Annotated in this window: 12 protein-coding genes, 1 tRNA gene, 1 other RNA gene, 1 pseudogene and 1 other annotated feature; of the genes and pseudogenes, 4 read left to right on the plus strand and 11 right to left on the minus strand. The window is 40.3% G+C overall.

Annotated elements, in window-relative coordinates; all coding sequences use genetic code 11:
- Positions 1-259 precede the first annotated feature (259 nt).
- From ACZ9EE_RS15900 to tadA, 7 genes are all read right to left on the minus strand, one after another.
- Positions 260-523, minus strand: a complete 264-nt coding sequence (locus tag ACZ9EE_RS15900) for a pro-sigmaK processing inhibitor BofA family protein (RefSeq protein WP_476028477.1) — start codon at positions 521-523, stop codon at positions 260-262.
- An 84-nt stretch (positions 524-607) separates the two neighbouring features.
- Positions 608-826: a YaaL family protein gene (locus ACZ9EE_RS15905; protein WP_476028479.1), complete on the minus strand. Its 219-nt coding sequence runs from the start codon at positions 824-826 to the stop codon at positions 608-610.
- 76 nt (positions 827-902) lie between these two features.
- Positions 903-1,499, minus strand: a complete 597-nt coding sequence (recR, locus tag ACZ9EE_RS15910; protein WP_098533749.1) for a recombination mediator RecR — start codon at positions 1,497-1,499, stop codon at positions 903-905.
- Positions 1,500-1,583: 84 nt separating this feature from the next.
- Positions 1,584-1,907 carry a YbaB/EbfC family nucleoid-associated protein gene (locus tag ACZ9EE_RS15915; protein WP_374110708.1) on the minus strand — a complete coding sequence of 108 codons (324 nt, stop codon included), beginning with the start codon at positions 1,905-1,907 and terminating at the stop codon, positions 1,584-1,586.
- Between the two features lie 30 nt (positions 1,908-1,937).
- Positions 1,938-3,632 (minus strand): DNA polymerase III subunit gamma/tau, encoded by a 1,695-nt coding sequence (gene dnaX / locus ACZ9EE_RS15920; protein WP_476028482.1) that lies wholly within the window; start codon positions 3,630-3,632, stop codon positions 1,938-1,940.
- A 131-nt stretch (positions 3,633-3,763) separates the two neighbouring features.
- An RNA gene (gene ffs / locus ACZ9EE_RS15925) (signal recognition particle sRNA large type) lies at positions 3,764-4,029 on the minus strand.
- 93 nt (positions 4,030-4,122) lie between these two features.
- Complete coding sequence (gene tadA, locus ACZ9EE_RS15930) at positions 4,123-4,635, minus strand: tRNA adenosine(34) deaminase TadA (RefSeq protein WP_476032977.1); 513 nt, start codon at positions 4,633-4,635, stop codon at positions 4,123-4,125.
- A gap of 109 nt (positions 4,636-4,744) precedes the next feature.
- Here tadA and ACZ9EE_RS15935 point away from each other — a divergent pair, with 109 nt between their 5' ends.
- The 4 genes from ACZ9EE_RS15935 to ACZ9EE_RS15950 all read left to right on the plus strand — a co-directional run bounded on the left by ACZ9EE_RS15935 (position 4,745) and on the right by ACZ9EE_RS15950 (position 8,253).
- On the plus strand, positions 4,745-5,320 hold the full coding sequence (locus tag ACZ9EE_RS15935; RefSeq protein ID WP_476028484.1) for a cysteine hydrolase family protein: 576 nt from the start codon (positions 4,745-4,747) through the stop codon (positions 5,318-5,320).
- A gap of 30 nt (positions 5,321-5,350) precedes the next feature.
- The gene (locus ACZ9EE_RS15940; RefSeq protein ID WP_476028486.1) at positions 5,351-6,640 is read left to right on the plus strand and encodes a LysM peptidoglycan-binding domain-containing protein; all 1,290 of its coding nucleotides are present in this window, start codon (positions 5,351-5,353) and stop codon (positions 6,638-6,640) included.
- 252 nt (positions 6,641-6,892) lie between these two features.
- Positions 6,893-7,558, plus strand: a complete 666-nt coding sequence (locus ACZ9EE_RS15945; protein WP_476028488.1) for a deoxynucleoside kinase — start codon at positions 6,893-6,895, stop codon at positions 7,556-7,558.
- On the plus strand, positions 7,558-8,253 hold the full coding sequence (locus ACZ9EE_RS15950) for a deoxynucleoside kinase (protein WP_476028490.1): 696 nt from the start codon (positions 7,558-7,560) through the stop codon (positions 8,251-8,253). The genes ACZ9EE_RS15945 and ACZ9EE_RS15950 overlap by 1 nt, the downstream gene beginning before the upstream one ends.
- A gap of 111 nt (positions 8,254-8,364) precedes the next feature.
- Here ACZ9EE_RS15950 and ACZ9EE_RS15955 read toward each other — a convergent pair.
- The 4 genes and pseudogenes from ACZ9EE_RS15955 to ACZ9EE_RS15970 form a co-directional block, all read right to left on the minus strand.
- Positions 8,365-8,457 (minus strand) — tRNA-Ser (locus tag ACZ9EE_RS15955).
- A gap of 118 nt (positions 8,458-8,575) precedes the next feature.
- The gene (gene serS / locus ACZ9EE_RS15960) at positions 8,576-9,856 is read right to left on the minus strand and encodes a serine--tRNA ligase (protein WP_476028492.1); all 1,281 of its coding nucleotides are present in this window, start codon (positions 9,854-9,856) and stop codon (positions 8,576-8,578) included.
- 304 nt (positions 9,857-10,160) lie between these two features.
- Positions 10,161-10,379: a binding site (T-box leader), on the minus strand.
- Positions 10,380-10,432: 53 nt separating this feature from the next.
- Positions 10,433-10,702 (minus strand): annotated as a pseudogene (locus ACZ9EE_RS15965) (type 1 glutamine amidotransferase family protein); the annotation flags it as partial.
- Positions 10,703-10,858: 156 nt separating this feature from the next.
- Positions 10,859-12,175, minus strand: a complete 1,317-nt coding sequence (locus ACZ9EE_RS15970) for a serine hydrolase (protein ID WP_476032978.1) — start codon at positions 12,173-12,175, stop codon at positions 10,859-10,861.
- Positions 12,176-12,194: the final 19 nt, after the last annotated feature.

A 12,194-nucleotide genomic window follows, 5' to 3' on the forward strand; every position in this document is an offset into this window, starting at 1 on the left:
GACGTTTTTGTTTGTTTAGTTTTCAAAGAGCAAATATAACTTATCGCTTAAAAGCGACTTTATTATCATAACAAGTTATCAACTAGAAGTCAATAACTTTCTTTTTTTATGTGTCGTCTTGGTGACGACTTTTAATATATTACAGCATCAAACTTAATCCGTCAAGCAAATAGTTACTATTTTTTCTAGAATAAATTCTTTCTTTTGATCCTCTCTACAGAAATAAGGAAAACCGCTGTTTTATCAGCGGTTTTTTGTCCTATAAAACCCAATGTTGGATTGCAACCAACGCAACTAATCCGGGTATACCAAGAAATCCTGACACAGCAGACGTTGCATAATTAATCGGGACATGAATTCCGTAACGATTGCCGGCCACGTTCAAAAAAAATAGAAACAAGGCTCCTATTAAAAATTTCACAGCTGCCTGTCCGACAAATCTTACAGGCTTAACTGGTGCACCAGAAAATAATAATAAAAGTATAAGCCCGCCTAAAATAGAAATCACAACAATTGGTTCCAATTAGTGCTTTCCCCCTTTAAGGTCTTTTTACTTACAACATATGTACAAGTTGTTAGGTATAGACCATAGGGGGTAAAATACTATTTACTTTAGGATTGTTACATTACGTTGCTTTGCTTCTCTTAATAAAAAGATATATTTAGCTTCAGCTATTTTAGTTTGGCAGATCACTTCTTCCGAGGGATCAAAACTTTTTTCTAAAAGCAGCTTTTCTTGTTGCCAATTTATTTTATATCGGTTTAACTGTGCTAACAGCTTTTCATCATATTCTTTTCGAAGCCGTCCTTTGCGCCGAAACAACATGTGTTATTCCTCCGGTAATCGTGTCTAGCTAACCTCTGTAATTAGACATTACATTCGCCGTTCACTTATTTATGGTTTACAATTCCCGTCTTCCTTCTAGCGCCTTAGATAAGGTTACCTCATCTGCATACTCCAGGTCCCCTCCAACAGGAAGTCCATGAGCAATTCTTGTGGTTTTAATACCTGATGGTTTCAATAAACGGGAGATGTACATAGCTGTTGCTTCTCCCTCAATATTGGGATTTGTGGCGAGAATCACTTCTTGAACCGTTTCATCTTGAAGCCGCTTCAACAAATCAGGGATATTTATATCCTCTGGCCCAATTCCATCCATAGGCGAAATAGCCCCGTGCAGAACATGATATAAGCCGTTGAATTCCTTCATCTTTTCCATTGCAATAACATCCTTTGGATCCTGAACGACACAAATAATGCTTTTATCCCTGCGCTGATCTTCACAGATATAACACGGATCTTGATCAGTAATATGGCCACAGACCGAGCAGTAAGTAAGATTACGTTTGGCATTCACAAGTGCCTTTGCAAAATCGAGCACTGTGTCTTCTTTCATATTCAAAACATGAAATGCAAGACGGGCAGCCGTTTTAGGGCCAATCCCAGGCAGTTTCATAAAGCTGTCAATCAGCTTTGATATTGGTTCTGGATAGTGCATGTGATTTTTCTCCTCTAGAAAAGCAGGGGTGCCTGACCTCGGAGGGTTAACCCCGAATGCCTATGCACCCCTGCTAATGTATAATTAAAAAGGTAAATTCATTCCTTTAGTAAATTGCCCCATTGTATTGTTTGTTAATTCTTCTGCCTTTTTAAGGGCATCATTAACAGCTGCAAGTACTAGGTCTTGAAGCATTTCAACATCATCAGGATCTACGGCCTCAGGCTTAATTTGCACATCTACCACTTCTTTATGTCCTGTCACTATGACAGTCACCATGCCTCCGCCAGCAGTACCTTCAATTTTTTGCTGACCTAGCTCTTCTTGAGCCTCAGCCATTTTCTTTTGCATTTTTTGCATTTGTTTCATCATATTTTGCATGTTACCCATTCCTCCACCACGCATCATAAATCTAGCCTCCATTTAATTAGTTATTTATTAGTCAATAATTTCTACAAAATCAGCACCAAATATTTTCTTTGCTTCAGCGATATGCGGTTCTTCTTCCTTAACAGATTCACCACTGATACTTGTTCCTTCTTCACTATGCTGAGTGTTCAAAAAGCTTTCGCGAATCGGCATCCATTGATCTTCAGGAACACCTAAAAGCTGAAGCCTCTTTCCAGTTAATTTTAAAAGTGAGGATGTTACAGCGTCAAGGAAATCGGTGCGGTTCATTGCCATTTGGCAAATCATTTCATGCTTAAACTTTATAATAAAAGCAGTCGAAGAGGCCGCAATCGGTTCAGCATCATTTAATAATGCCGCCTGTGATTTTAACAGACTCGAAAGCATTTCTCCCCAGTTCGCTTTAATTAAATTTAAATCATTCTTCGTTGCCAGTTTTAAAACTTCATTGATTTTTCCAACCGGCGGCTGAAAGGCTTTTTTCGATGACCTCTGTGCCTGCTTTTGCTGTTGTGGTGCTGTATCCTGAGCAGCCGGGACTATCCCATTTTCTTTTAAGCGCTGAAGCTCCGACTCAAGTTGATCGATTCTGGCAAGTAATTGTCCAATAGGCGCAGAATCAACAGAGACGGTTGGTTTCACTTCCGTTTGACAGAGCTTTACCACCGCTACCTCCAAAAAGATTCGCGGATGATTTGTCCAGCGCATTTCCTGCTGTGTCTTATTTAATAGATCAATTAACTGATAAATTTGTTCGACTGGGATGGTTTCAGCTAAATGCCGAAAATCATCATCCAACATCACTCTTTCTAGTGATTCTTCTAGATTAGGAGCTGTTTTGTATAGCAGCATATCCCGATAAAATAAAATTAAGTCCTCTATAAATCTTGCTGGATCTTTTCCGTGGAATAGCAGTTCATCGAGCGCCTCTAAACCGCTGGACACGTCACCTTCCTGAAAAGCATGGGCTAATTTATTCAGGAATCCTTGTGATACGGACCCTGTTACGGTTAAGGCATCTTCAAGTGTTACTCGGTCTTGGCTGTAGGAAATAGCCTGATCCAACAGACTTAACGCATCACGCATACCACCCTCAGCTGCACGGGCAATCATTTGCAGCGCCGTTTCATCACAGTTCACACCTGTTTCTTCTACGATTAATTTCATCCGGTTCACAATTGATCCTGCTGTAATGCGCCTAAAGTCAAAACGCTGACACCTTGAGATAATCGTTAGTGGAATTTTATGTGGTTCCGTTGTCGCTAAAATAAAAATGACATGCTTTGGCGGTTCCTCTAACGTCTTTAATAAGGCATTAAAAGCACTAATTGAAAGCATATGCACTTCATCAATGATATAAACCTTGTAATTTACAGCGGTTGGGGCAAATTTCACTTTATCGAGGACATCCCTCATTTCCTCCACACGGGAATTTGAGGCAGCATCAAATTCTAATACATCTGGTATGGTGCCGTTAGTGATGCCTCGGCATGCTGCACATTCATTACACGGCTCTGAAACTGGTGCACGCTCACAATTAATCGCCTTTGCTAATATTTTAGCCGCACTTGTTTTACCTGTTCCTCTTGGACCAGAAAAAAGATAGGCATGTGAAGTTTTTTGTTGAAGCAGGGCGTTCTGCAATGTCTTGGTTACATGTTCTTGTCCTACTACATCAATAAATGCCTGCGGCCGCCAAACACGATATAAAGCTTGATATGCCAATGGACACCGCCCCCTTCAAATTTTTATCATCCTACCTATTATAGCCTATTTAACTTCCATTTTCCAAAGCGTATGTAAAAAAACTCACCCCAAATTGAGATGAGTTTATTAGTGCATGCATATATGTACTGCCGTGCACCTTCCGTCGACTTACGCCCATAAGCGTTACTTAAGCAGTTAGCTCGGCCCAGGCAACCCTGCGGCACATGGGAGCGTCCACTTAATGCTGCTTCCTTCCGGACCTGACATGGTTCATGGATTCCCATTGCGCAGGACCCGGGCGTCAACACCACTTACTTAAGGCAGACCCTACAGGCAATAAGCCTCGGGAAAGGGATTCAGTCCCGCTAGAGCGGATTGCGGGTACAGGGCACCGCTGCCTCCCCACCTAGCACGGCAAAATTGATACCTAAATATTAATGCGTCGTAACTGACGCCTTTTAAATATACAACTCTTTACGGAAAAAAGCAATCTTAATCAATTTGTAAATTACTGTAAATTATCCAAGGCCTGATTTTTCTTCATTTGTCTTGCAAGCTTTTTTCTATCTCTAATGCTTCGAAAAAAGTCAGAGAGCATTTGCCCGCATTCGGATTCTAATACACCCTTAGTGATTTCACATTGATGATTGAAGCGATCATCCTGTAACAAATTCATGAGCGTGCCCGCGCATCCTCCTTTAGGATCACTCGCGCCATACACTACCCTTTTCACTCTTGATAATATAATCGCACCTGCACACATAGGACATGGCTCAAGCGTGACATAGAGGGTTGAATCCTCTAATCGCCAAGAACCGATAAAACGGCAGGCCTGATCAATCGCTAGCAATTCTGCATGAGCAATTGCATTTTGCTCAAGCTCCCTTAAATTATGGGCCCGGGAAATAATTTCATTATTCATTACCAGTACTGCACCAATCGGTACTTCATTTAATTCTTCCGCTTTCTTTGCTTCCTTAATTGCTTCTTTCATAAAATATTCATCTTGGTTTTCTTCGATATTTATCAAATTATCACCTAATTATTTTAATATTACAGGTTTGAAATCCCTTGAGATAGGATAAAAACTTCCTAGCTACTCCAAAATAAACAAAAAGGAGAGAGACAGTTTGAATAATGAACGTCCTGCCCTGTTAATCATTGACATGATCAATAACTTTGATTTTATCCATGGCCACATTCTTGCCGAAAAGGCACTAAAAATTGCCGGGCCCATTAAAGAATTAAAGGATCAATTTAATCAACAGCAGCTCCCTGTTGTCTTTATTAATGATCATTATAATTTATGGCAAGCAGATTACCATACCATTATCGAACATTGCCGAAATCAATATAGTGAGCCTATCTATGATAAAGTGCTGCCGGATAAAAATGATTACTTTTTAATAAAGCCGAAACACTCTGCCTTTTACGGAACTGCCTTAAATACCTTACTGCATCAGCTAAAAGTAAACACCCTTATTATAGCAGGAATTGCGGGCAATATCTGTGTCCTATTTACAGCAAACGACGCCTATATGCGTGAATACAAGCTATATATCCCTAAAAATTGTATTGCCTCGACAGATGATCAAGATAACCAATATGCTTTAACGATGATGAAAAATGTCTTAAAGGCAGATATTAAATCCTCGCAGGATTTACCAAAAGTGTATCATGTAAATCCGCCCTCCCTCATAGAATAGCTTTAGCGTATGTTTCAGGGAGGGATAAGGATGCAAATCCATGTAATAAAGAGGAATGAAAGTTTAACAACGATTGCAAGGACTTATCATACAACTGTACAAGACATTGTTGAGGCAAACGATCTGCCCAATCCAAATAATCTTGTCATTGGGCAATCGATTGTTATTCCCATTATCGGCCATTTTTATTTCGTTCAATCTGGAGATTCCCTTTATTCTATAGGTCGTAAGTTCGGCGTTTCTCCTCAACAATTGGCAAGCGTGAATCGTATAAATATCAACCAGCCTTTGAATGTAGGTTTCCGTCTCTATATTCCCCAAGGGGCCAAAAGAAATGCTGAGTTTAACGCCTATGTTGAACCGCGCGGTACCACTGTTGCCCCTGCTTTAGAGACGAGCGCACGGGAAGCCGCACCTTATCTAACCTATCTTGCCCCTTTTAGCTTCCAGGCCCGCCGCGATGGGACTTTAAAAGAACCCTTACTAAATAATTTTCCAGCAATAGCCAGAGCCAATCGAAACGTCTTAATGATGGTCATTAACAACCAGGAGAATGATCAATTTAGTGATGAACTTGGTCGTATTTTACTGAATGATCTCGCTATCCAGGAGCGGTTCCTTAATAATATTGTTGCAACTGCCAATAGATATGGATTCCGTGACATTCATTTTGATTTTGAGTTTTTGCGGCCAGCCGACAGAGAAGCCTACAACAACTTTTTACGAAAGGCTAAACAAAGATTTAGCAGGGAAGGCTGGCTCATGTCGACTGCCCTTGCCCCAAAAACAAGTGCAACTCAAAAAGGAAAATGGTATGAGGCCCACGACTATCGAGCTCATGGGGAGATCTCAGACTTTGTCGTAATAATGACCTATGAATGGGGATACAGCGGCGGCCCTGCCATGGCTGTATCACCAATTGAACAGGTTAGAAGAGTTCTTGAATACGCGATTACTGAAATGCCGTCGAATAAAATTTTAATGGGGCAAAACCTTTATGGCTATGACTGGACACTTCCCTTTGTTCAAGGAACAATCGCAAAAGCGGTGAGCCCGCAGCAGGCGATTCAGCTTGCCGCCACACATAATGTCCCGATCGAATATGATACAAGAGCGCAAGCTCCTCATTTTCGGTATACTGCTGGTGATGGTAAACAGCATGAGGTCTGGTTTGAAGATGCCCGTTCTATCCAGGCAAAGTTTGATTTAATCAAGGAGCTTAATCTTAGAGGAATGAGCTATTGGAAACTGGGCTTAGCCTTCCCACAGAATTGGCTGTTGATTGTGGACAATTTCAATGTAACGAAACGGGGTTCGTAAAAAGCCTCATAACAGGAATATAAAAATTACCATTCTACAAAAACTGCCTTCATTCGGCAGTTTTTTCATATATTTGACATAAAACATCCAGCTTGAAAATTTTCCATATCCCTTCCTTCGACAGATTATGATAAAATATTCTTTGCGTCATTATTAAGAGAACGTATAACCACATGTACTACGGTAAGGTTAGGTAAAAACTTATCATAAGATAGCATAGATGTACGAGCAGTTGGAGAAGGAGGACTTGCAATGGGGGATACACCCTTTATTACCGTTGAAGGGCCGATTGGTGTAGGAAAAACATCTCTCGCAAAAGCCATTTCAGAAAAGTTCAATTTTGCTTTACTAAAAGAGATAGTTGATGAAAATCCATTTTTGGGGAAATTCTACGAAAATATAGAGGAATGGAGTTTTCAAACAGAGATGTTCTTTCTCTGTAATCGCTATAAGCAATTAGGAGATATCAATACCCATTTCTTAAGTCAAAATAGGCCTGTTGTGGCAGACTATCATATTTTAAAGAATCTGATCTTTGCCGAACGGACTTTAAATAATGAAGAGTATAAAAAATACTTAAAGATTTATCAAATTCTAACAGAAGATATGCCGAAGCCGAATGTCATTATTTATCTAAATGCAAGCCTCGACACACTTTTGAAACGAATTAAAAAAAGAGGACGCGAAGTAGAGAAAAATATTAGTCCTTTATATTTAGAGCAGCTCTCTCTTGACTATGAAAATACGATAACTGCTTTTGAAAAGAAACATCCGGAGATTCCAGTTCTTCGCTTTAGCGGTGATGAGTTGGATTTTGTACAGAGTGAACAGGATTTAAATTATATTTTTCAAAAGCTATCCACTTCCTTACAAGAAAACAGCTGGGCAAACAACATATTATTGAACGGGGGATGTTAGTGAGTATCGTTATTGGTGGTATGATTGGTCTAGGAAAAACAAGTGTGGCGGATACATTGAATGCACACTTTAAAACTAAAGGAATTGAAAGTAAGGTATTTTATGAAACGGTTGATGATAATCCGATTCTTCCCCTTTACTATGAACTAACACCTGAGGAACTAGATTCCAGAAGAATTCCTTTCCTCCTGCAGTTATTCTTTTTAAACAAACGGTTTAAAACGGTTAAAGAATGTATTAATTGGCGTGAACCGATCTATACGATTCAAGACCGTTCAATTTATGAAGATTGGTATTTTGCTTATGTAAATAAAAACTTAGGCCGGATTTCAGACCTGGAATTCAAAATATATGAAGACCTTGTTGATAATATGATGGAAGAATTAAATGAACTTCCTAAAAAGGCACCGGATTTAATGGTTTACTTAAAAGGTTCCTTTGATACAGTCATTGATCGGATTATGGCGCGTGGCAGAAGCTTTGAAATTAACCCGGAACTAAAGGAGTACTATTTCGAAGTGTGGAAGGGTTACGACGAATGGGTCTTGAATCAGTATGCTGCCAGTGAAGTACTTGTCATTGATATGGATCATACAGATGTTGTCAAAAGCAAGGCGGATGCAATCAAGGTTTCTAATGCCGTCGAAGAGAAATTAAATGAAATATTAAAAATCGAAAAAGCACAGATTGGTTAAACCGATCTGTGCTTTTTTCTATATAAAGGCTTAGGCAAAAAAAATCCGCTGCAAGTAAATTGCAGCGGATTTTTATCTCCAGTTTTTATGCGCGTGATTTATTAAAAATGATGGCGGAGGAAGAGGGATTCGAACCCCCGCGCGGTTTAACCCGCCTGTCGGTTTTCAAGACCGATCCCTTCAGCCGGACTTGGGTATTCCTCCGTATCGACAAATGATAATTTATCATACATAGATGACAATGTCAAATAGAATAACTAACTTTTCCGGACAAATTTAGATTGCCCGGAAAAATCTTTTAAATACAATTCTTTTTTAAAATTTACAAAGGTTTAATGACTTCGCGATTGCCCATATATGGTCGTAGGGCCGTCGGAATGATGACACTGCCGTCTGCTTGCTGATAATTTTCTAGGATTGCAGCCACCGTGCGGCCAATCGCAAGACCAGATCCGTTTAGGGTATGAACATGCTCTGGCTTTGCCTTTGGATCACGACGGAAACGGATATTGGCCCGTCTGGCCTGGAATGCCTCAAAGTTACTGCAAGAAGAAATCTCCCGATATGTTCCGTAACTTGGAATCCATACTTCAATATCGTATTTTTTCGCAGCAGTAAAGCCAAGATCCCCTGTACACATGCTTAACACACGGTATGGCAGCTCAAGCAGCTGTAACACACGTTCCGCATCATGGGTCAACTTTTCTAGCTCCTCATAAGAATCTTCGGGTTTCACAAACTTTACAAGCTCAACCTTATTAAATTGATGCTGGCGGATCAGTCCTCTTGTATCGCGTCCTGCAGAACCTGCTTCAGATCGGAAACAAGCACTATAAGCAGCAAAACGAATTGGAAGGTCTTCACCGCTTAAAATTTCATCACGGTGGTAGTTTGTGACTGGCACCTCAGCGGTAGGAATGAGGAAATAATCTTCATTTTCAATTAAGAAGGCATCTTCTTCAAACTTTGGCAGCTGCCCTGTTCCTGTCATACTTGTTCGATTGACTAGGTAAGGAGGTAATATTTCTGTGTAGCCATGCTCATCCACATGAAGGTCTAACATGAAGCTGATTAAGGCCCTTTCTAAGCGGGCTCCAAGTCCCTTATAAAAGACAAAGCGGCTTCCGGTAACCTTTCCTGCCCGCTCGAAATCAAGGATCCCTAGTTCGTCTGCAACGTCCCAGTGCGGCTTTGCTTCAAAATCAAATTCACGGACTTGGCCCCATTTTCTGATTTCAACATTATCATCCTCTGTTTCTCCGATTGGAACACTTTCATGTGGAATATTTGGAATACTTAGTAGTAATAGCTCTAATGTCTCTTCGACACCGCGCAGTTCCTCGTCTAAGACTTTTATTTGATCGCCAACTTCACGCATCTCCGTAATTAAATGATCGGCATCCTTTTTTTCGCGCTTTAGTGCGGCCACTTGCTGTGAAACTTCATTTTTTCGGCTCTTTAATTTTTCTGTTTCAACGATTAGTTCGCGTCTTTTTACATCCAGATCCTCAAACCGGCCTAAATCCGTTAAATCTTCCCCCCGGTACTGAAGCTTTTCTTTTACTTCAGCAAAGTTTGCTCTTAATACTTTGATATCTAACATCTGTTGACACTCCTTTTATTAATTTAAAAACTATCCGACTCCCGACCCTATCCGCTAATGGGACCCGCTAATTGGTGATATCACTTTAAAATAAGGCTCTGTTAAATATCGCTGTTGATTTCCGCTCCAGGCTCTCGCTTTCCGCGGGCGTGCCGGGGAGCCTCCTCGGCGCTGAAAGCGCCTGTGGGGTCTCCCCTGCCCCGTACTCCCGCAGGAGTCGAGCGCTTTCCGCTCCAATCAACAGAGTATAAAAAACAACAATATCGTTTAACAGAGCCTAAAATAAAAAAACTCCCGCCCCAAAAACAGGGACGAGAGTTAGTCGCGATACCACCCTGGTTGACAGCATAGGCTGCCCACCTCGAAAAACTGTAACGGTTTTTACCGAAAGTACTTACTAACCAAACAGGCGTTCCATACCTTGCTCGAGGAGGGATTCGCAAGGATCACACACCGGTTTACACCAGACACCGGCTCTCTTTAGTGTGAGGTTCTTGTTACTAGTTCCTCTCATTGCTTTTTTCATTATTGATTTGTTTTATAATTTACTATAATTATGAACCAAATGCAACCGAATTAAACAAATTGTTTGGCTTTTGCTTCCTTCACCATTTCGACAAAGTAGGCTGTAATGGCATGGTTTTCGGTTTATTCCAGATGGAATGAACAGCCAAGAAATTGTCCTTCCCGCGCGGCGACGATGCGGTCATTATGCTTGGGCAAAATTTCAACATTCTCTCCCGCCTCAACGATGTGCGGCACACGGATGAACACAGCAGGAAAACGATCTGCTACACCATTGATCGTGAGGTCGGCCTCGAAGCTATTGACTTGTCTGCCAAATGAGATGTGTTGCCGGGTAGGATAAGGGTTTGAATTTTTGAGCTATGGTTTAATGGCATTAAAGCAACAAAAGAGGATTCCTGTCAAGACAAGAATCCTTCTTATAATGATTACCTTGTAGTAGTCTAGTTCAAGCATTTAGACGTTACGCTTTTCTAATTAAAACCAACCTTTTATAGTTGTCCCGATTCCATGAAATACATCCCCAAAGAAATTACCTATGCCTCGCATCATTAAGACAAACCAGTTGGCTTTTTCAACATCCTGAGCAGCCACAACATCTGCTTGTGCTTTCTTCTGTCCCTCAGCAGTTAAGAAGCTAACCTTTTCATTATTCTTTGGTTTTAAGGTCACATAACCGATCTTTTCTCCTTTTTTAATCGGTGCAATCAATTCACCCTTTTTGTTAACCTCATTTTTATCTAAAACAAGAACCGGTTGATAGTTTTTCTCTTCACCATTTAGAACAGTCATATTAATCGCTGATTTGGTGTAAATCTTTACTTGATCCTCTTTACCTTTAAGGACTGGTAATGTTTTCTGCCCTTTTACTTGGTAGTGCTTTGGAACAAGTTTGACATTCGTATAATTACTAAATGCATAATCCAACATTTTTCTAGTTTCTTCAAAGCGTGCTTTATATCCACCTTGTTGCCCAGAGCCATCCTTTGCATTTTGCACGACAGTAATAAATCGTTTTCCATCACGGCTCGCTGTTCCGGTAAAGCAATAGCCTGCAAAATCAGTTGTCCCTGTTTTAAGCCCGTCCATCCCCTGGTAACCATAATCTAGTGATGGAAGCATCCAGTTCCAGTTAATCATATTAATTTGATCCGTTGTTCCTTCACGAAAGACCTTTTTCGGTGTGCTGGCTGTCTTTAATACATCAGGAAAATCATTAATTAAATGAAAAGCTAATGTTGCAACTGCGCGGGATGACATTACATTTTCATCCTCAGAACCTGTTCCTTTTGGGTGCAAACCTTTGTAGTCACGATTATTTAAACCTGTTGAGTTAACAAATTTATAATCCTTTAAGCCTAGTTCTTTCGCTTTTTCATTCATCATTTTTATAAAGTTTGTTTCTGAACCACCGATAATTTCTGCAATCGCGATGGTGGCAGCGTTGGCAGAGTATATCGCCATTGCTTCATATAATTCTCGCACTTTATAGGTGCCATCTGCCCGTAATGGTACATTTGAAAGATCGCGGCGCTGAGAGATTTTATAGACAAGATCACTTACCCTATACTCTTGGTCCCATTTCACTTTTCCCTTTTTTACTGAATCCAGTAAGATATATTCAGTCATCATTTTCGTCATACTAGCAATTCCTAGTAGACTATCAGCATTTTTTTCATATAAAACTTTACCTGTTTTTCCATCTACTAAAATGGCTCCATCTGCATTCACATTTAAAGCTGCTTCTGCATGGGCCTTATTTACACCAGCAAAAACACTTAAAAACATAATCATTGCCAATGCGCTGACAATA

It is taken from the genome of Bacillus sp. URHA0034 (genome assembly GCF_056280405.1).